Here is a 20,237-nt window from a genome sequence, read left to right as displayed (position 1 = left end):
CTTATGTCACCAGAAGTCTTTGTTGAAATACTCCGCGAAGCCATGTTTATGGTTATCGTTCTGGTGTCTGCGGTTATTGTTCCAAGCCTTATAGTCGGGCTGGTGGTTGCTGTGTTTCAGGCTGCAACCTCAATTAATGAACAGACCATGAGTTTCTTGCCGCGATTACTTGTTACCTTGTTAGCCCTTAGTTGGGGAGGCAACTGGTTGGTGCAAAAGTTAATGGATTTCACTTTCCACATGGTAGAAATGATTCCTCAGGTTGTCGGTTAACATGGTTGTCGAATTGGCTACCATCAATCAGTTTCTTGCTGATTTAATGCTGCCTTTTATGCGTATCAGTGGCCTGTTTGTGGCAATGATTGGCTTAAGTGCACAATCTATACCCCCGCAAGTTCGTGCTCTGCTAGGCATTATGCTGACCCTTATTATTATGCCAGTAGTGCCGCCTGCTCCTGTTGATGATTTAGTGAATCTAGGCACCTTTATTCTTGGTATTCAGCAGCTGTTAATAGGCGTAGCTATCGGGTTTATTTCCATGATGGTGCTAAATACTTTTGTGCTGGCAGGGCAAATTATTGCTATGCAAACGGGTTTAGGGTTCGCTTCAATTGTAGACCCCGTCAATGGTATTAATGTTCCGGCCGTAGGTCAGTTTTACTTAATTCTGGCTACCTTGCTGTTTTGGACGTTAGACGGGCATCTAGCTATGATCCACATGATTGTATTAAGCTTTCATGCGTTCCCAATCGGGGAGGCATGGTGGACAGGGGAGCAGTTTAGGGAAATCGCTCATTGGGGCGGTTGGATGTTTATCTCTGCTATTACGCTATCGTTGGCGCCCATTGTTTCTCTGCTTATTGTAAATTTAGCGTTTGGCGTTATGACCAAAGCGGCGCCTCAGCTTAATATTTTCAGTATTGGCTTTTCTATTGCACAGGTGATGGGCTTGCTCATCATCTGGATAACCCTAGATAACTTTACCGCGCATTTTGAAACCCAGTGGCTGCGAGCAGAGCAGTTTATGTGTCAACTTCTTAGGATTTGCCCATGAAGATAAGTCAGGTGATACATGGCTGATTCAGATTCTAGCGAAAAAACAGAAGACCCCACGGGGAAAAAACTCGAAGACACCCGAAAAAAAGGGCAGATAGCCCGATCTCGCGAATTATCGACAACCTTAGTGTTGGTGGTCAGCGCTTTTATGTTTTTGTTCGTTGGGGGCTGGATTGCCGAATCGGTATTTAAGCTTACTCAGCGCATGTTCGTTTTATCACGAGATGAAACTTACGATACCACGCATATGTTTGGTGCATGGGGCGAAGCCATTTCTACGGTAAGTGTACCGGTTCTACTGTATATGACGGTGGCCATGCTAGCCGGAATATACGGCTCTATTGCGTTAGGCGGCTACAACTTCACTTGGGAAGGTGCCAAATTTAAAGGCTCTAAAATGAGCCCGCTTAGTGGGTTTAAGCGCATGTTTGGTATGAATGGCTTGGTTGAGTTAATCAAATCTATCGCCAAAGTGGTTGTCATCGTTGGGATGGCGTTAGGTGCATTGCTGTTTTTTGAAGACGAAGCACTGCATCTGGATTTAGAGCTTTACCCGGGCAATATTTTTCACGCGTTAGATATGCTGAAATGGGCTTTTATCATGTTGGTTTGCGGCATGATACCTATTGCGCTTATTGATGTGCCTTATCAAATGTATAAGCACAACAAAGAAATAAAGATGACTAAACAAGAGGTGAAAGACGAGCGTAAAAACTCTGAAGGTGATCCTTTAGTAAAAGGGCGCATTCGTCGCTTGCAGTATCAAGCTGCCACAAAGCGGATGATGCAAGAAGTCCCTCAGGCTGATGTGGTGGTGACCAACCCAACCCATTATTCTGTCGCTATAAAGTATGATGACAGTGGTAACCGCGCCCCTGTAGTTGTGGCAAAAGGCACCGATGAATTAGCCATGCATATTCGTAAAATAGCCACCGCCAACGATGTGCCGCTTATTCCATCACCCATGCTAGCCCGCGCCGTTTACTACTCGACTGAAATTGACGGTGAAGTCCCTAACGCCTTGTTTATGGCAGTAGCACAAGTATTAGCTCACGTTTATCAATTGAAAGCACACAGGGCAGGCAAAGGAAAACGTCCCAAGCCGCTTAAACGTGACTTACCCATACCACCAGAGCTGCGCCGCTAGCGCGCTGCTCTCTGCTTGAATTAGAGCCTAACTCAAGCAGAGAGCAGCCCTCAAATATGTGTCTGAATCGGAGCTTGAGCAAAGGCTTATAACGAGACAATCTTTATTGTAGTGCTGAGAATTGCAGCCCTCCCACTTATGTTTAATCGGTTTTGTATAAAGCTGGCACGGTAGTTGTAATACTCATTGAAAGATAGCGTTAAGCGTCAATTTTCCGATAGAGAGACTCCCTGCAATGCAGTTATCCGGTTACCTTCAGCGATTCGATAAAAGTCAGCTGCAGAACATTACCAGTGGCTTAGGCGCTCCCATTGTTCTTCTTGCCATTATGGGCATGGTTATTCTTCCCATGCCGCCATTCCTACTCGACGTATTGTTCAGCTTTAATATTGCGCTGTCTTTAGTCATTATTTTGGTGGCAGTACTCACCCAAAAGCCGGTTGATTTCGGTATTTTCCCCCTCGTATTATTGATTGCTACTGTACTGCGATTAGCCCTAAATGTGGCCTCTACCCGTGTGGTATTACTGTACGGGCATGAAGGGGGCGATGCTGCGGGTAAGGTTATCGAAGCCTTTGGTGCTGTGGTCATTGGCGGTAACTATGCGGTGGGTGTGGTGGTCTTTGCTATCTTGCTCATTATCAACTTTAAAGTGGTCACCGCCGGTGCAGGGCGTATTTCAGAAGTAAGTGCACGCTTTACGCTTGATGCTATGCCAGGTAAGCAAATGGCGATTGATGCCGACTTGAATGCGGGCTATATCGACCAAGATCAGGCGCGTGCTCGCCGTGAAGAAATAACCGCCGAAGCAGATTTCTACGGTTCGATGGACGGTGCGTCAAAATTTGTGAAAGGTGATGCGGTCGCGGGCCTATTCATCATGCTGATTAATATTGTGGGCGGCCTTTTTATCGGCATGATTCAACACGGGCTAAGCTTTGGAAATGCTATTGAGGTGTACACCATATTAACCATTGGTGACGGTTTAGTGGCACAAATTCCATCGCTGTTACTGTCTGTTGCTACCGCAATTATTGTTACCCGAGAAAACGAAACCCAAGAAATGGGTAAAGAAATTCGTAGTCAATTGGGTAATAGCCAAGCCCTTTATATTGCTTCTGGTGTGCTGTTCGTAATGGGGATAATTCCCGGCATGCCTCATTTGGCCTTTATTGGTTTTTCAGTGCTTATAGCCGGTTACGCTTACTGGCAGGGTGTTGCCGCTAAACGCGAAGCAGAAAAGCCTAAAACCCCAGCGAATATAGTGAAAGATGACACGGTAGCGCCTGAAATAAAAGAGCTTGGATGGGACGATGTACAGCATGTAGACACCATAGGCTTAGAAGTAGGGTATAGATTAATACCCTTGGTAGATAAGTCCCAGGGCGGAGAACTGCTCACTCGTATTAAAGGAGTGCGTAAGAAGCTGTCTCAAGAACTGGGCTTTCTTATTCCCCCCGTACACATTCGCGATAATCTAGATTTAGAGCCTAACCTTTATACTATTGCCATGTTGGGCGTAACCATTGGTGATGCACAGATAAGTCATGATGAAGAACTTGCGATTAATCCGGGTCAAGTATTTGGAAAATTGGAAGGCCGTGCTACCAAAGACCCTGCCTTTGGCTTAGACGCGGTATGGATCAAACCGAATAAGCGTGAGCACGCGCAAACCCTAGGTTATACCGTGGTTGATGCAGCTACTGTGGTTGCTACTCACTTAAGTCAATTGCTGACAAACAACGCCTACCAACTACTTGGGCATGAAGAAGCTCAGCAGCTATTAGACATGCTAGCTAAGCAGCATCCTAAATTAGTTGAAGGATTAGTGCCTGATATTCTGCCGCTAAGCACCATCGTTAAAGTGCTGCAAACCTTGTTATTTGAAGGGGTGCCTATTCGCGACATGCGTACTATTGTACAAACCTTGAGTGAGTATGGCCCACGTAGCCAAGACCCAGATGTACTGGTGTCTGCGGTACGTATTGCGCTTAAACGTCTCATCACTCAAGAAATTACCCAAGGGGCTAAAGAGATACCCGTCATAACCTTGGCGCCAGAGTTGGAACAGATGTTGCACCAGTCATTACAAGCAGGTGGCGAAGATGGCGCTGGTATTGAACCAGGACTGGCCGATAAGCTGCAAAAATCATTGCAGCAAGCTAGTCAGCAACAAGAATTAGAAGGTGAGCCTGCGGTACTTCTCACTTCCGGTATGTTGCGCCCCGTACTATCTCGCTTCTTAAAGTATTCGGTCGCGGGTTTACATGTACTTTCCTATCAGGAAGTACCCGACGATAAGCAGATAAAAATAGTCAGTTCGGTCGGTCAATAATCTGACACTGGGTGATTGGAGAGTTTTCAATGAAAATCAGACGTTTCTTTGGCAAAGATATGCGAGAAGCTTTAAGCCAAGTTAAAGCGGAATTAGGCAGTGATGCCGTTATCATGTCAAACCGAAAGCTTGCTGACGGTATCGAACTGGTAGCCGCTTACGATAAAGAGCCAGAAGCTAAACTGTCGATTAAAAAGCCTGCACCTAGTGCACAAGGACAAGCGAAAGCAGCGGTTCCTAGTCTTAGTGAAATCATCGGTGATGATGGTCCAGACAGCTTAAAAGCACTGTTGGAAAAACAACATGGTGGCAGTATTCAAAGCCCAACTTCAGCGCCAGCCCCCAGTGCCAATGCTCAGCATGCTAATCAAATTGCTTCGCACTTAGACTTTTCAGAAGCCTTTATCGACGATGTAGAAGCAAGCCAGCACACCTCAGAATTCCCAAGCCATCAGGCGTCTAGCCTAAATGAAAGCCTTGATAATAGTAGTGCTGCTAAATCTGACGAGTTATCGCAGATTAAAGAGGAATTGGCGTCACTACGAAATGTACTTCAATACCAAGTTGCCGATTTGATGGAAGCAAAAAGTCGTCGTCAGCAGCCTGTACACCATTACTTAATTCAGCGTTTAACCGATATGGGGTTAAGCCAATCACTGGCAGAGCAACTGATTAGTTATACGCCGTCGCATTACAACGAACGTGACGCCTGGGTGTATCTTCTAAACCTATTGGCTAATCGCATTAATGTGACAGGTAACGATATACTTACGCAAAAGGGCGCAGTAGCGTTAGTGGGTCCTACCGGAACAGGTAAAACTACCACAGTAGCGAAATTGGCTGCCCGCTATGCACAGAAATACGGTGCTGACTCCGTTGCCATGATTACGATAGATACCTACCGTATTGCAGCGTTTGAGCAATTAGCCACATATGGAAAAATTATTGGTTGCACGGTGCGTAAAGCGCAAAGTAGTGAAGAATTATCAGATTTATTGTTTCAATTACGCCATAAGAGACTAGTGTTAATTGATACGGCAGGCTTTAGTCAGCGAGATAGTCGATTAATTAAACAGATAAATCAATTTGATAACGGCCAAATGCAGCCAGTAAAAAAATACCTAGTAGCGCAAGCGAATACCCAATATGCTGCGTTGCAACGTATTATAGATGCGTACGAAGGGGTGGAACTTAGCGGTTGTATCTTTACAAAGCTTGATGAGTGCTACTCTCTAGGCGAAGTGCTTAGCGCTGCGGTGGAGTACCAGTTACCTGTCAGTTATGTAACAGATGGACAGAAAGTTCCTGAAGACATTAAGATTGCAGAAGCAAAATCTTTAGTATCTGCTGCTGCAAAGCTTTATAAAAAGTACGGTTTGAATCATACTACTAGTAACAATGTGGTTAAAACAGCACGAGCAGTATGATTGATGATCAAGCGAGTAGCTTACGAAAAATGAAGCAATCACGATTAATCAAAGTTATCGCCGTCACCGGAGGTAAAGGTGGCGTTGGTAAGACAAATATTACGCTAAACACAGCTATTGCTATGGCAAAGCAGGGAAAGCGGGTAATGGTATTGGATGCAGACTTAGGTCTGGCCAATGTGGATGTAATGCTAGGATTGCGCGTAGAGAAAAACCTCTCTCACGTATTATCTGGTGAGTGTACCTTGGACGATGTACTCGTTACGGGCCCTCACGGTATAAAAATAGCACCAGCCACATCAGGCTCTCAATCAATGGCAGAGCTATCACCAACGCAGCATGCAGGGCTCATTAGAGCTTTTAGCGAATTGCGCTCGCCCATTGATGTACTTATTGTGGATACCGCAGCAGGTATTTCCGATATGGTGCTAAGTTTCTCCAAAGCCTCTCAAGATATTATGGTGGTAGTGTGCGATGAGCCCACTTCACTCACTGATGCCTATGCGTTAATTAAAATTCTTAACCGAGAGCACGGTGTTTTTCGCTTCAAAGTGGTCGCCAACATGGTCCGCGATGTTAGAGAAGGTCAGGAGCTTTTCAGTAAATTATCTAAAGTAACAGGGCGATTCTTAGATGTTGCGCTAGAATTGGTAGCAACAGTTCCTTTTGACGAGAACATACGCAAAGCAGTACGTAAACAAACGTCAATTGTAGATGCTTACCCAAGTTCGCCGGCAGCCTTGGCAATTAGCCAGCTAGCAGCCAAAGCAGCATCATGGCCTATTCCTGCGCAACCAGGTGGTCATTTAGAATTTTTTATTGAACAACTAGTAGCAGATAAAGCAGTAGGAAGTCAGCGTTGAATAGCAAAGCAGCCGCTTATCAACAGCAAACGGACAAGTCACAATTAGTTGAGCGTCACGCTTCGCTGGTGAAGCGAATAGCACACCACTTAATGGCGAGATTACCAGCCAGTGTTCTTGTCGATGATTTAATCCAGTCAGGTATGATTGGACTGCTAGAAGCTGCACGAAATTTTGACGGTTCCAAAGGTGCAAGTTTCGAAACCTTTGCAGGTATTCGTATTCGCGGCGCCATGCTTGATGAAATAAGAAAAGGTGATTGGACGCCTCGCTCTGTTCATAAAAACGGAAGAGCAATCACCGAAGCAATCTCTCAAGTTGAAGGTGAAACAGGCCGAGACGCGCGAGATGTTGATATTGCAGCTAAAATGAATGTCAGTATGCAAGATTATCATCAAATGCTTAACGAAGTGAATGCTGGGAAATTGGTGGGTATTGAGGACCTAGGTGTTTCTGAAGATGTTATTTCTACAGAAAAAAACCGAGGCAGCGACGCACCGTTAGAAGATTTGATGCAAGGGGCTTTCCAAAAAGCGCTAGCACATGCTATTACTACATTACCCGAACGGGAAGCGATTGTACTTTCTTTATACTATGATGAAGAACTGAACCTTAGAGAAATAGGGGAAGTTCTTGATGTTAGTGAATCGCGAGTGAGTCAGATTCATAGTCAGGCCATGTTAAAACTCAAATCACGAATGAAATCGTGGCAAGTTGACGAAGAATAGAAATTAATAACAATTAACCCCTCATTGGAGGCTATTTTGGATAAAAGTATGAAAATTCTCGTGGTTGACGATTTTTCTACCATGAGACGTATCATAAAGAACCTGCTAAAAGATTTGGGTTTTGCCAATATCCAGGAAGCGGACGACGGTAACACCGCGCTGCCTATGCTACAACAAGGTGATTTTGACTTTGTTGTAACAGATTGGAATATGCCAGGTATGCAAGGTATCGACTTATTACGCGCTATACGTGCCGACGATAAGTTGAAGCACCTACCGGTTCTTATGGTGACAGCAGAAGCGAAGAAAGAACAAATCGTTGCCGCAGCGCAAGCTGGTGTAAACGGTTATGTTGTAAAACCTTTCACTGCCGCTACGTTGAAAGAGAAATTAGACAAAATCTTCGAACGTTTAGGTTGATCCAGACGCTCACCAGAGAAATGAGGTTTACTGGATGTCGACAAATGAAAGTGTCTCTATAACGCTCGAAGAAGCCAAAAAATTGGTAGCGTATCTTGAAGAGGGCGATAACGCATCAGCGAACGCCGTCTTAGAAGCCGTTTCGATGAAAGAGTCCATTGAGCTCTTTGCTGAAGTTGGTAAATTAACGCGTCAACTTCATGATTCGTTAAATAATTTCCAAATCGATGAACGTATTAAAAATTTAACCGTTGATGACATTCCTGATGCGCAGACGCGACTGATGTACGTTATCGAAGAGACGGAAAAAGCGGCCAATACCACTATGGATGCTGTTGAAGAGTGCATGCCAATTGCGGAAGTGCTTTCTACACGCATCGAAAAAATTATGCCGGAATGGAAAAAACTGATGAATCGTCAACTTGAGTTGGGTGAATTCAAAGTTTTATGCGCAGATTTAGACGAATTGCTAGAAGACGGATCGAAACAATCGTCTAAGCTTACATCATTGCTTACCGAAGTGTTAATGGCACAAGGTTATCAAGATCTTACCGGTCAAGTTATTCGCAGAGTGATTGAACTCGTAAAAGAAGTGGAAGATAGCTTAGTTAATATGCTGACGATGTTCGGTGAACCCGAACAGTCAGAGCAAGACAAGCCATCTGAAGCGAAAGTCGAAAAAGTTAACAAGATTGATGGTGTCGAAGCCGAAGGTCCAATTATTGATGCAGACCAACGCGATGATGTGGTATCTGGCCAAGATGACGTAGATGATCTTTTGTCTAGCTTAGGTTTTTAGGGGAGCGGGCGCATGGCGTTTGATGTTGACGAGGATATATTACAGGACTTTCTAGTTGAAGCTGGGGAGATCCTTGAACAATTACAAGAACAGCTCGTTGATCTGGAAAATAATCCTGAAGATGGAGATTTACTTAATGCTATCTTCCGGGGTTACCATACCGTAAAAGGTGGCGCCGGCTTTTTGTCGCTTACTGAATTAGTTGAAATTTGCCACGGTGCAGAAAACGTTTTCGATGTAATGCGAAACGGACAACGTACTCTAACGCCTGAATTGATGGACACCATTCTTCAGGCCACCGATGTAGTAGTAGATATGTTTGAGCGTGTTAAAGCGCAAGAGCCGCTAGTACCTGCAGACGCAAAGTTAGTTGATTTGCTGCATAAGTTAAGCACCCCAGAAACCCCAGACGAAAATATCTTTGGTGACAGTAGTGATGCGGCTGAAGCCCCCGCTGCCGAAGTTGTCGAGGAAGAATTTGCGTTGGAAGAAGCGCCCGTACCTGAAGCGCCTGCTGCCAGCAGCGATGGCGGCATCGATGAAATTTCTGAAGATGAATTTGAAGCTTTACTTGATGAACTTCATGGTTCAAACGCCCCAGGTAAATCTGCGCCTAAAGCAGAACAAAAAGCGGCTGCACCCGCTACCGCTGGTTCAGGTGATGATATTACCGACGACGAATTTGAAGCGCTGTTAGACGAATTGCATGGCAAAGGTAAATTCAAAGAAGAAGAATCCGCGCCTGTAGCTGCGCCAAAAGCGTCAGCGCCTAGCGGTGAAGAAATTACCGACGATGAGTTTGAAGCACTACTTGACCAGTTACATGGTTCAGGCCAAGGGCCTACAGCGCAAGGCGCTGAACCAGCAGCAAATACTCCGCCTGTAGATAAAAAGGCGACAGAAGCAATTCAGAAGGCTAAAGCAGAGCAATCTGCCGCTAGTACGCCAGCTAAATCAACGCCTGCCGCAAAAGCGCCAGCGCCTAGTCCAGCAGCTAAAAAGGCGCCAGAGCCTGCTAAAGCCGCGGCTAAGAAAGACGACAAAAAAGCAACCCCAGCACCTCCTCAAGCAGAAACCACAGTACGTGTTGATACCAAGCGCCTAGACCAAATTATGAATATGGTCGGTGAGTTAGTATTAGTACGAAATCGTTTGCTGAGTTTAGGAATAAACAATGCAGACGAAAGTATGTCTAAGGCAATTGCTAACCTTGATGTGGTAACGGGCGATTTGCAGGGTGCGGTTATGAAAACCCGCATGCAGCCAATTAAGAAAGTGTTTGGCCGCTTCCCTCGCGTTGTTCGAGACTTAGCACGTAGTTTGAAAAAAGAAATCACCTTAGAGTTGGAAGGTGAAGAGACAGATTTAGATAAAAACCTGGTAGAAGCATTGGCCGATCCGTTGGTTCACTTAGTGAGAAACTCAGTGGATCATGGTATTGAAATGCCAGATGACCGTGCTGCTACAGGTAAATCCCGAATGGGGACCGTGAGATTAGCGGCTTCTCAAGAAGGTGATCATATCCTACTTACCATTGAAGATGACGGTAAGGGCATGGATGCGGAAAAACTGAAAGAGATTGCGATAAGTCGAGGTGTTTTAGACGCCGATGCGGCTGCGCGTATGTCTGATGTTGAAGCGTTTAATCTTATTTTTGCACCAGGTTTCTCTACGAAAACTGAGATAAGTGATATCTCGGGCCGTGGTGTAGGCATGGATGTGGTTAAAACAAAAATTAACCAGCTTAACGGTACCATTAGTATTGATTCTCACCTTGGGAAAGGCACGCGACTCGATATTAAAGTTCCACTTACGCTTGCGATATTACCTACCCTAATGATTGTGGTTGGCAAACAAACGTTCGCGTTACCGTTAGGTGCGGTCAACGAAATTATCAATATGGACATCAAGAAAACCAATACGGTTGATGGCCAATTAACCATGATAGTTCGTTCTAAAGCGATACCACTGTTCTTCCTTGGAGAATGGTTGATCCGCGGACCTAAAAATATAATCAAAGAAAAAGGTCACGTCGTCGTGGTTCAAATAGGCACTCAGCAAGTTGGTTTTGTTGTTGATGCGCTAATAGGCCAAGAAGAAGTGGTGATAAAACCATTAGATGCCTTATTACAGGGAACGCCAGGTATGGCGGGAGCCACTATCACATCCGACGGTGGAATTGCACTCATCTTAGATGTTCCTAGCTTATTGAAGCGTTATGCTCGGAAGCCTTTAAAGTAATACGGCGGAACACATAGGAAATTTACATCCATGGTCTTTAAAGTCCTGGTCGTGGACGATTCTACTTTTTATCGTCGTCGAGTTCGTGAAATTCTCGACGAAGATAGAGAACTTGAAGTTATTGGCGAAGCTCGTAACGGGCAAGATGCACTAGATAAAATAGATACACTGCTACCCGATGTAGTCACAATGGATGTGGAAATGCCGGTAATGGATGGCATTTCAGCGGTAAAGGCCATTATGGAAAAGCGGCCTGTGCCTATTTTGATGTTTTCGTCTCTTACGCACCATGGTGCACAAGCGACACTAGATGCGTTAGAAGCCGGTGCATTAGATTTTTTGCCAAAGAAATTCGAAGATATCGCCCAAGACCGTAAAGATGCAGCACGACTGCTCTGTACAAAAGTAAGATTAATTGCACGGCGTGGTGTTGGTATCAAACGCCCTGTATTAAAGCGAATTGAAAGTAGGAAGTTTCCTGATAACGCGCCGAAACCAGCGTTTTTCAAGAGCTCTAATCTACTGACCGGAAGGAAAGATGCCACGAGGCAGCCTACCGTTTCCTCGATTAAGGCTTCTGGTAAAAGGTATAAGTGTTTAGCAATTGGTGCCTCTACGGGTGGCCCCGTGGCATTGCAGAAGATATTGGTAGCACTGCCGACAGATTTTCCTTATCCAATTGTGTTGGTGCAACATATGCCTGGCACTTTTACTAACGCGTTTGCACAGCGACTAAATTCTCATTGCAATATTGCGGTGAAAGAAGCTGAACATGGAGACATATTGAAACCAGGGTGCGCTTATTTAGCCCCCGGTGGCAAACAAATGTTGATAGAGGGTGCAGGCTCTCATAAGAAAGTAGTAATTACCGACGCTAACCCGTCTGATAAAATAAATTATAAGCCGAGTGTTGATTTAACCTTCGGTTCGCTGGCCAAAGCTTATGGTGGCGATTTATTGGGTATTATATTAACTGGTATGGGCGCAGATGGGCGAGAAGGCTGCCGTTTGATGAAAGACAATGGTGCTACCATTTGGGCGCAAGATCAGGATTCATGTGTTGTTTATGGCATGCCTCAAGCGGTAGCTGTTGCAAACATATCGGTTAACAGTATTGATATAGATGACATGAGCAGCTGTATCTTAACCGAAATGAAATAGCCTAAGCGCAGCGGCAGTGTTGTCTGTAAATGAACAACAACCCAAGTAAATATAAGCTGGGAATTAAAACGATGAAGGTGTGGACAGTTGCAAACCAGAAAGGCGGAGTTGGTAAAACAACAACGACAGTAACCTTAGGTGGTTTGTTAGCTCAGCGCGGGAAGCGGGTATTGATGGTTGATACCGACCCCCACGCCTCACTTAGTTACTATTTCGGCATAGACGCAGAGTTACTCAGTCAATCTGTCTACGACATTTTTATTAAGTCTTCTGATATCACTGCCGATATGGTCATGGACTGTTTGTGTCCAACTAAGCTAGATAATTTGTACGTTTTGCCCGCTACCATGGCGTTAGCCACATTAGACAGAACGATGGGTAGTGAGCAAGGAATGGGCTTAGTGCTAAAAAAAGCGCTGGCCAAAGTAGAGCATGAATTTGATGTTGTCATTATTGATTGTCCGCCAGTACTTGGTGTACTTATGGTCAACGCATTGGCAGCATGTAATAAAGTGATAGTGCCGACACAAACAGAGTATTTGGCACTGAAAGGCTTAGACAGAATGATACGCACCATGGAAATAATGGGGCGCTCTCTTCAAAAGTCTTTTGACACTGTGATTATTCCTACTATGTTCGACAAACGCACGAACGCGGCACTTGAATCAAGAAAGCGTTTAATGAGCGATTATGGAGAGCGGGTTTGGCAAGGTGTAATTCCCGTAGATACGCATTTTAGAGATGCGAGTTTAGTACAGTTGCCAATTTCCGCAGCATACCCGAAAACCCGAGGGGTAACGGCTTATAGCAAGTTACTTGAGGTTTTGGAGAAGTAAAGTTAGATGAGCAATCAAGGACCTTTTGCACGGGAAGACGTTGTAGAGGCTTATCTCGATAGCCTATTAAAAGAGCCAGATGATCCGGCAGACGTCACTGCGCGAACGGCAAAATTGCTTGAGCAGGCAGTACAAACGTTAGCCGAAGAAGCCACAATTGATGAAGCACCTGCCACTGAACAAATCGTGGTTGAAGAAGCCATCATTGAAGCGGTGTCATCTAGCACAGGCAAAGATGTCGAAGAAACTACGCAATACGAAAAAAGCGACTACAATGAAATAGATAATGAGACTGCTGAGTCAGTCGAGGCCTCTTCAGAAGAGGGGCAATCAGTTGAAAAAGGATTGTTGGTCGACAGCCTCGAAAATAATTTTCAGGCATTATTTTTTGAAGTGGCAGGGTTAACATTAGCGGTGCCATTAACCACCCTAGGTGGTATTCATCAGATTGAAAAGATAGGCCCTTTATTTGGTAAACCAGATTGGTTTATGGGGGTAATGATACATCGCGAAGAGAAGCTTAGCGTTGTAGATTCTGCAAGGTGGGTCATGCCAGAAAAGTATGATGAGAGTCTCGCAGAGTCATTGAACTACCGATATCTTATTATGTTAGGGGATAGTTCGTGGGGATTGGCCAGTGAGAAACTGGTTAACACGGTCACCTTGGCAAAAGCTGACGTCAAATGGCGTGAGTCTACCGGTAAGCGTCCCTGGTTAGCGGGGATGGTTAAAGAGAAAATGTGCGCGTTAATTGACGTTAACGAATTAATATCTATGCTTAACAAAGGCTTAGGCAGTAACGACCAGACGCCGAGTATTGGGAGCCAGGTTCATGAGCGACGAAAGAACGAACAGTAATACCACCGATAGTAACGATGAAGTCCTTCAATGGGTGACATACCGCTTAGGTGAAGAAACATACGGTATTAACGTAATGCAAGTGCAAGAAGTATTGCGTTACACTGAAATTGCACCTGTACCCGGCGCACCTGACTACGTATTAGGTATCATTAACCTACGTGGTAATGTTGTTACGGTCATTGATACACGTGCGCGTTTTGGATTACCACCAACAGAAATAACGGATAATACCCGTATTGTGATCATCGAATCTGATGAGCAAGTCGTGGGTATACTTGTTGATAGCGTGGCTGAAGTGGTTTACCTTCGCTCGTCTGAAATTGACAGTGCGCCAAACGTGGGTACTGAAGAAAGTGCTAAGTTTATCCAGGGTGTTAGCAACCGAGACGGTGAGCTTCTTATCCTAGTGGATTTAAACAAACTTTTAAGTGACGAAGAGTGGGATGAACTAAGTTCAATTTAGTCAGCCTACACGTCTAAAGGGCAGGTAACTGGGTTATCTGCCTTTTTTATTTCCGTTTTATATAGGTACGAATTAAGGCTTCTTCGCATATGGATCTGCAGTTTATTGCTCCAACAATTAACGAACTTATATTGCTTGTGTTTGTTATAGCACTGGTTATTTTTGCAATATGGTTGACGTTTAAAGAGCGAAAAACACATGCGGCGTTAGTTGAACTGCAAGAGCTTGTAACGCGCAGAACCGATGACATGGATACTCAAATCCGAGATTTTGGTCATCAACAAAATGAAGCGCAAACGAGAAGTTTAGTGGTGACGCGCCATCTGCAAGCCCTTCAAGCCAAGCAAAACGATTTCGAAAACCAAATCCGCGAAGTAAAACTTCAAGATCCCTCACTCCGGCTTTATCAGCGTGCCGCCGAGTTAGTAAAGCAAGGCGCTAGTATCGAAGAAGTGATGGAGGCCTGTGATATTCCCCGTGCCGAAGCAGAAATGTTGTTTATGGTGCACAAACAATCCCCTTCTCAATAACACTGTTAAACGTCCGTTTAGACGTCTAGACGTAAAGATGTTGACATCTCTGTGTTAATTGCCACAATACAGTCATAGTAATTATGACTGGAGCCTTCTATGCCAATTCGTATACCAGAACAACTGCCTGCGCAGAATGTGTTGTTGGGCGAAAATATCTTCACCATGGAGAGCAATAGGGCGGCGAATCAGGATATACGTCCTCTTAAAGTTGGTATCTTAAACTTGATGCCTAATAAAATTGAGACTGAAGTACAGCTGTTGAGGTTACTCTCCAACACGCCACTACAAATTGATGTGGATTTTATTCGCATTGATAGTCAGGCGCCCAAAAATACCCCTCAGTCTCACATGGATGCTTTCTACCACGACTTTTCGCAAGTGGCAGACAAAAAGTACGATGGCCTTATCGTGACTGGCGCACCTCTCGCTTTACTAAAATACGAAGACGTAAAGTACTGGGATACCATGACCACCATTTTGGAATGGGCACAGCGTCACGTTAACTCCACGCTGTATTTATGCTGGGCTGCACATGCTGCCATGTATCACTTTTATAACTTTACTCGCACGCTTCGCAAAGAAAAATTCTCAGGTGTGTTCGAGCACAAAGTAAACGACCCACATAATGAATTATTACGTGGCTTCGACCCTGTATTCTATGCGCCTCATTCTCGTTATGGGCATATCGATACCGCGAATTATAATAGTGTAGATGGACTGCATGTGGTGGCGGAATCTGAAGAAGTAGGCGCCTATATTGTTGCCTCGGAAGACAAACGCATGGTTTTCGTTACAGGGCATCCAGAATATGATGCTGATACCCTTAAAGATGAGTATTTTAGGGACGTCAAAGCTGGGCAAACCCCCGCCATACCAAAAAATTATTTTACGGATAACGACCCGAACAAATCGCCTATCGTTAGATGGCGCTCCCACGGGAGTCTGTTCTTCACAAACTGGTTAAACTACTATGTTTACCAAACAACGCCGTATGACTTAAATCAGTTAGCTGAAAAATCACAGCCAAAGAGGTAACGCGTGAGTCAACATCCAGTTTCTAGCGCGCAAGCAACACTGCTAAGCGCTGCACAACAACGTATTCTCGTATTAGATGGTGCAATGGGCACCATGATCCAGCAACACAAGCTGGAAGAAGAAGATTACCGTGGCACTCAGTTTGCGGACTGGCATTGTGACGTGAAGGGTAATAACGACCTTTTAGCCATTACACAGCCAGATATTATTTATCAAATTCACTGCGATTATTTTGAAGCAGGCGCTGATATTGTTGAAACCAATACCTTCAACGCCACTACCATCGCCATGGCCGATTACGACATGGAAGCGCAATCAAGAGACATCAACATTGCCGCAGCCAAATTAGCCAAAAAAGCAGCCGATGAGTTCACGGCAAAAACGCCAGATAAACCAAGGTTTGTCGCAGGTGTATTAGGCCCAACTAATCGTACAGCGTCTATCTCTCCTGATGTTAACGACCCAGGTAAGCGCAACGTGACTTTCGATGCCTTAGTAGAAGCGTACACAGAGTCTACCGAAGCGTTAATTGAAGGCGGCGTAGATTTGATTATGCTTGAAACCATTTTCGATACGCTAAATGCTAAAGCGGCGGCTTTTGCCGTGGAAACCGTATTCGAAAAACTAGGTAAGTATTTGCCTGTGATGATTTCAGGCACCATTACCGACGCATCAGGCAGAACGCTCTCAGGACAAACCTCAGAAGCCTTTTATTATTCAATGCGCCACATTAGCCCATTTTCGTTTGGCCTAAATTGCGCATTAGGGCCTGACTTATTACGCCAATATGTTGAAGAAGTCTCAACGATTAGCGAGTGCCTTGTATCTGCTCACCCCAATGCAGGTTTACCTAACGAATTTGGCGAATACGATTTAGAAGCGCCTGAAATGGCCGAACATATCAAAGAATGGGCAGAGTCGGGTTTAGTGAATATTGTTGGCGGTTGCTGTGGCAGTACGCCAGAACATATTCGTGCTATTGCCGATGCGGTAAGCAGCATAGCACCAAGAACGGTGCCTAAGTTCGAACCTAAAATGCGTTTGTCTGGCCTTGAGCCGTTTGTACATTAGGAGGCAGCGTGAGCGCACAATTTTCTACATTTATTAATATTGGTGAACGTACTAACGTTACCGGTTCAGCACGCTTCAAACGTCTTATTCTTGAAGGCGATTATGAAACTGCCCTTGATGTTGCCCGCCAGCAAGTTGAAAGCGGCGCGCAAATCATCGATATCAATATGGACGAGGCCATGCTTGATTCCAAGCAGGCCATGGTTACCTTTTTGAACTTGATTGCTTCTGAGCCTGATATCAGTCGGGTGCCTATTATGATTGACTCATCAAAATGGGAAGTGATTGAAGCCGGGCTAAAATGTGTGCAAGGCAAGGCGATTGTAAACTCAATCAGCCTTAAAGAGGGTGAAGAAAGCTTTCTTACCCAAGCCAAGAAAATCAAACTTTATGGTGCTGCCACGGTAGTGATGGCGTTTGATGAAACGGGGCAGGCAGATACCCAAGCGCGTAAAGTTGAGATATGCCAGCGCAGTTATAAACTGCTGACAGAATCTATCGGTTTTCCACCTGAAGATATTATCTTCGACCCGAATATTTTTGCGGTAGCAACGGGTATAGAAGAGCACGATAACTACGCCGTAGATTTTATTGAAGCCACAGCGAAAATTCGTGAGCTTTGCCCTTATGCACATATTTCCGGTGGCCTTTCTAATATTTCGTTCTCGTTTAGGGGCAATAACCCCGTACGCGAAGCGATGCATTCGGTGTTTTTATACCACGCCATTCGTGCCGGTATGGACATGGCTATCGTGAATGCGGGGCAGCTTGAAGTTTATGATGAAATACCAAAAGAACTTCGTGAAGCGGTAGAAGATGTCATTCTAAATCGTCGTAGCGACTCTACTGAACGCTTGCTTGATATCGCCCCTAACTATCAAGGCGACGGTAAAGCGGCGGCAAAAGAAGATTTAAGCTGGCGAGAGCAAGACGTTAATAAGCGTTTGGCTCATGCGCTGGTAAAAGGTATTACTGATTACATTATTGATGATACTGAAGAAGCTCGTTTGCAGGCCGAGCGCCCGCTACATGTAATTGAAGGGCCGTTAATGGACGGCATGAACATTGTTGGCGACTTGTTTGGTGAAGGCAAAATGTTCTTGCCTCAGGTTGTAAAGTCGGCGCGGGTAATGAAAAAGGCCGTGGCCCACTTACAGCCTTACATTGAAGCCGAAAAATCCGATGGCACTAAGAGCAATGGCAAAATATTGCTTGCCACCGTGAAAGGCGACGTTCACGACATTGGTAAAAACATTGTAGGCGTTGTATTGCAATGTAATAACTTCGAAGTGATTGATCTCGGGGTGATGGTACCTGCAGCTACTATCTTGCAAGTGGCGAAAGATGAAAACGTAGACATGATTGGGCTCTCTGGCCTTATTACGCCTTCACTTGATGAAATGGTGCATGTAGCCAAAGAGATGGAGCGTCAAGGCTTCGACTTACCGCTTTTAATTGGCGGTGCAACTACTTCCAAAGCACACACGGCAGTTAAGATAGAACAAAATTATCATGCCCCTGTGGTGTATGTACCTAATGCAAGTCGCGCAGTTGGCGTGTGTCAAAAGCTGCTTAACCGTGGCTCTCGAGATATTTATGCCGAAGAACTGGCAAAAGAATACGACAAAGTACGTGACCAACACGCCCGTAAAAAACCGCGCAGCAAGCCAGTTACCCTAGCCCAAGCACGCGCCAATGCGTTCACACCAGATTTTACAGAGGCGCCCGTAACACCTAAGAAATTAGGGGTAACACCGGTGGATGTAGATATCGCTACCTTGCGTCCGTATATCGATTGGACACCGTTCTTCCTGACTTGGTCTTTGGCCGGCAAGTACCCACGAATTCTAGAAGATGATGTGGTAGGGGAAGAAGCAAAGTCCTTATTTGCCGACGCAAATGAAATGCTTGATAACATTATCGCTAATAATTCATTGGCCGCTAAAGGTGTTATTGGGTTATTTCCTGCTAATAGGGTAGATGATGATATTGAAGTGTATACCGATGAGTCTCGCTCAGACGTACAAGGGGTAGCGCATCATCTTCGTCAGCAAACCTTAAAAGATAAATTCGCTAACTATTGCTTAGCCGATTATGTTGCCGAGAAATCATCAGGTATTAATGATTATATCGGTGCTTTCGCGGTGACAGGCGGAATAGGTGAAGATGAGCTAGCCGATAGCTTCATTAAAGCTGGGGATGACTACAACGGTATTATGGTAAAAGCCGTGGCCGATAGGTTAGCCGAAGCCTTTGCTGAATACCTGCATGAACAAGTACGTAAAGTGTATTGGGGCTATGCGGAAAGTGAAAACTTAACCAATGACGACCTTATTCGTGAAAAATACCAAGGTATTCGACCGGCGCCAGGTTATGCAGCGTGTCCAGAACACACTGAAAAGCAGCTTATTTGGGATTTATTATCGGCAGAGCAACATACGGGCATGAAATTGACTGAAAGCTTTGCTATGTGGCCAGGTGCCGCAGTGTCCGGTTGGTATTTCTCCCACCCTCAAGCCAAGTATTTCGCCGTGGCAAAAATTCAAAAAGACCAAGTAGAAGACTATGCCACCCGCAAAGGATGGACATTGGAAGAAGCTGAGAAATGGTTGGGGCCTAATTTACATGACTAACGCTGAAGGCTTACTAATATGACAGAATCATCTACGAAGCCGTTTAGCCAAGCGAGCGAAAATAATAAAGCGCCTATTTTAGCTGTACTTAATCGTACGTTTGCTAATTGTAAAGGTGTGTTAGAAATTGGCAGTGGTACAGGGCAGCATGCCGTTTACTTTGCTGAAAACTTGCCACATTTACAATGGTACTGTAGTGATCAGCCTGATTACCATGAGGGTATTACGGCGTGGCTAGAAGAAGCTGCATTACCTAACGTTTCAAAGCCTGTATCGCTCACAATAGGTAAAGACGCCTTTCCAGCGTTATCGATACAAGGTATTTACAGTGCTAATACCGCTCACATTATGCAACGTCATGAAGCAGAACAGCTGATGAAATCAGTAAGTGAATACTTACCTTCAGGTGGGATTTTCTGTCAATATGGCCCTTTTACTATCGGCGGAGAGTTTTCCTCTGAAAGTAATAAGGCATTCCATGAGTCACTTATCGAGCGTGGATATGGTGGCTACCGTGATATTAGTGAACTGACTGAGTGGAGCCGAGACTTAGTGTTACGGGAAATTCATAAGATGCCCGCAAATAATTTATTGCTGGAATGGCATAAACCCTAGCGGCCTTTTAGTA

19 protein-coding genes are annotated in these 20,237 nt (G+C 44.9%); all 19 read left to right on the top strand.

The window, feature by feature from the left end; translation table 11 throughout:
- Positions 1-3 precede the first annotated feature (3 nt).
- Positions 4-273, top strand: a complete 270-nt coding sequence (gene fliQ, locus R1T43_RS15630; protein ID WP_013785095.1) for a flagellar biosynthesis protein FliQ — start codon at positions 4-6, stop codon at positions 271-273.
- A 1-nt stretch (position 274) separates the two neighbouring features.
- Entirely contained in the window at positions 275-1,054 is a 780-nt protein-coding gene (gene fliR / locus R1T43_RS15625; RefSeq protein ID WP_211071161.1) for a flagellar biosynthetic protein FliR, read from the top strand.
- An 18-nt stretch (positions 1,055-1,072) separates the two neighbouring features.
- Complete coding sequence (gene flhB, locus R1T43_RS15620) at positions 1,073-2,203, top strand: flagellar biosynthesis protein FlhB (protein WP_211071162.1); 1,131 nt, start codon at positions 1,073-1,075, stop codon at positions 2,201-2,203.
- A gap of 235 nt (positions 2,204-2,438) precedes the next feature.
- Positions 2,439-4,538, top strand: a complete 2,100-nt coding sequence (gene flhA, locus R1T43_RS15615) for a flagellar biosynthesis protein FlhA (protein WP_013785092.1) — start codon at positions 2,439-2,441, stop codon at positions 4,536-4,538.
- A gap of 29 nt (positions 4,539-4,567) precedes the next feature.
- Entirely contained in the window at positions 4,568-5,965 is a 1,398-nt protein-coding gene (gene flhF, locus R1T43_RS15610) for a flagellar biosynthesis protein FlhF (protein WP_211071163.1), read from the top strand.
- Positions 5,962-6,828, top strand: coding sequence for a MinD/ParA family protein (locus tag R1T43_RS15605; protein ID WP_317350296.1), 867 nt, complete (start codon positions 5,962-5,964; stop codon positions 6,826-6,828). The genes flhF and R1T43_RS15605 overlap by 4 nt, the downstream gene beginning before the upstream one ends.
- Positions 6,825-7,556 (top strand): RNA polymerase sigma factor FliA, encoded by a 732-nt coding sequence (locus R1T43_RS15600; protein WP_013785089.1) that lies wholly within the window; start codon positions 6,825-6,827, stop codon positions 7,554-7,556. Before R1T43_RS15605 ends, R1T43_RS15600 begins: the two co-directional genes overlap by 4 nt.
- 36 nt (positions 7,557-7,592) lie before the next feature.
- Positions 7,593-7,976, top strand: coding sequence for a chemotaxis response regulator CheY (cheY, locus tag R1T43_RS15595; RefSeq protein WP_013785088.1), 384 nt, complete (start codon positions 7,593-7,595; stop codon positions 7,974-7,976).
- Between the two features lie 34 nt (positions 7,977-8,010).
- Entirely contained in the window at positions 8,011-8,775 is a 765-nt protein-coding gene (locus R1T43_RS15590; RefSeq protein ID WP_057793290.1) for a protein phosphatase CheZ, read from the top strand.
- Between the two features lie 12 nt (positions 8,776-8,787).
- A complete protein-coding gene (locus R1T43_RS15585; RefSeq protein WP_317350295.1) occupies positions 8,788-11,016 on the top strand; it encodes a chemotaxis protein CheA in 2,229 nt (742 codons plus the stop codon).
- Between the two features lie 30 nt (positions 11,017-11,046).
- Positions 11,047-12,177 (top strand): chemotaxis response regulator protein-glutamate methylesterase, encoded by a 1,131-nt coding sequence (locus tag R1T43_RS15580; protein WP_211071166.1) that lies wholly within the window; start codon positions 11,047-11,049, stop codon positions 12,175-12,177.
- A 71-nt stretch (positions 12,178-12,248) separates the two neighbouring features.
- The gene (locus tag R1T43_RS15575) at positions 12,249-13,013 is read left to right on the top strand and encodes a ParA family protein (RefSeq protein WP_317350294.1); all 765 of its coding nucleotides are present in this window, start codon (positions 12,249-12,251) and stop codon (positions 13,011-13,013) included.
- Between the two features lie 6 nt (positions 13,014-13,019).
- Positions 13,020-13,871, top strand: a complete 852-nt coding sequence (locus tag R1T43_RS15570; protein ID WP_317350293.1) for a chemotaxis protein CheW — start codon at positions 13,020-13,022, stop codon at positions 13,869-13,871.
- A complete protein-coding gene (locus tag R1T43_RS15565) occupies positions 13,846-14,337 on the top strand; it encodes a chemotaxis protein CheW (RefSeq protein WP_013785082.1) in 492 nt (163 codons plus the stop codon). Before R1T43_RS15570 ends, R1T43_RS15565 begins: the two co-directional genes overlap by 26 nt.
- 89 nt (positions 14,338-14,426) lie before the next feature.
- Entirely contained in the window at positions 14,427-14,867 is a 441-nt protein-coding gene (locus tag R1T43_RS15560; RefSeq protein ID WP_317350292.1) for a DUF2802 domain-containing protein, read from the top strand.
- Between the two features lie 99 nt (positions 14,868-14,966).
- The gene (metA, locus tag R1T43_RS15555; protein ID WP_057793277.1) at positions 14,967-15,905 is read left to right on the top strand and encodes a homoserine O-succinyltransferase MetA; all 939 of its coding nucleotides are present in this window, start codon (positions 14,967-14,969) and stop codon (positions 15,903-15,905) included.
- Positions 15,906-15,908: 3 nt separating this feature from the next.
- Positions 15,909-16,976 carry a homocysteine S-methyltransferase family protein gene (locus R1T43_RS15550; RefSeq protein WP_317350291.1) on the top strand — a complete coding sequence of 356 codons (1,068 nt, stop codon included), beginning with the start codon at positions 15,909-15,911 and terminating at the stop codon, positions 16,974-16,976.
- An 8-nt stretch (positions 16,977-16,984) separates the two neighbouring features.
- On the top strand, positions 16,985-19,609 hold the full coding sequence (gene metH / locus R1T43_RS15545) for a methionine synthase (RefSeq protein ID WP_317350290.1): 2,625 nt from the start codon (positions 16,985-16,987) through the stop codon (positions 19,607-19,609).
- A gap of 18 nt (positions 19,610-19,627) precedes the next feature.
- Positions 19,628-20,224 (top strand): DUF938 domain-containing protein, encoded by a 597-nt coding sequence (locus tag R1T43_RS15540; RefSeq protein ID WP_317350289.1) that lies wholly within the window; start codon positions 19,628-19,630, stop codon positions 20,222-20,224.
- The last annotated feature ends 13 nt before the right edge of the window (positions 20,225-20,237 follow it).

The organism is Alteromonas sp. CI.11.F.A3 (assembly GCF_032925565.1).
Lineage (GTDB): Bacteria > Pseudomonadota > Gammaproteobacteria > Enterobacterales > Alteromonadaceae > Alteromonas.
This window is presented reverse-complemented; position numbering and strand designations above follow the sequence as displayed.

Coding starts and splice junctions, on each gene's coding strand:
- R1T43_RS15565 (WP_013785082.1), top strand. CDS start 13,846: ATGAGCGACGAAAGAACGAACAGTAATACCACCGATAGTAACGATGAA.
- R1T43_RS15585 (WP_317350295.1), top strand. CDS start 8,788: ATGGCGTTTGATGTTGACGAGGATATATTACAGGACTTTCTAGTTGAA.
- R1T43_RS15540 (WP_317350289.1), top strand. CDS start 19,628: ATGACAGAATCATCTACGAAGCCGTTTAGCCAAGCGAGCGAAAATAAT.
- R1T43_RS15575 (WP_317350294.1), top strand. CDS start 12,249: ATGAAGGTGTGGACAGTTGCAAACCAGAAAGGCGGAGTTGGTAAAACA.
- flhB (WP_211071162.1), top strand. CDS start 1,073: ATGGCTGATTCAGATTCTAGCGAAAAAACAGAAGACCCCACGGGGAAA.
- metA (WP_057793277.1), top strand. CDS start 14,967: ATGCCAATTCGTATACCAGAACAACTGCCTGCGCAGAATGTGTTGTTG.
- fliR (WP_211071161.1), top strand. CDS start 275: ATGGTTGTCGAATTGGCTACCATCAATCAGTTTCTTGCTGATTTAATG.
- R1T43_RS15605 (WP_317350296.1), top strand. CDS start 5,962: ATGATTGATGATCAAGCGAGTAGCTTACGAAAAATGAAGCAATCACGA.
- flhF (WP_211071163.1), top strand. CDS start 4,568: ATGAAAATCAGACGTTTCTTTGGCAAAGATATGCGAGAAGCTTTAAGC.
- fliQ (WP_013785095.1), top strand. CDS start 4: ATGTCACCAGAAGTCTTTGTTGAAATACTCCGCGAAGCCATGTTTATG.
- R1T43_RS15570 (WP_317350293.1), top strand. CDS start 13,020: ATGAGCAATCAAGGACCTTTTGCACGGGAAGACGTTGTAGAGGCTTAT.
- R1T43_RS15580 (WP_211071166.1), top strand. CDS start 11,047: ATGGTCTTTAAAGTCCTGGTCGTGGACGATTCTACTTTTTATCGTCGT.
- R1T43_RS15590 (WP_057793290.1), top strand. CDS start 8,011: ATGTCGACAAATGAAAGTGTCTCTATAACGCTCGAAGAAGCCAAAAAA.
- R1T43_RS15560 (WP_317350292.1), top strand. CDS start 14,427: ATGGATCTGCAGTTTATTGCTCCAACAATTAACGAACTTATATTGCTT.
- flhA (WP_013785092.1), top strand. CDS start 2,439: ATGCAGTTATCCGGTTACCTTCAGCGATTCGATAAAAGTCAGCTGCAG.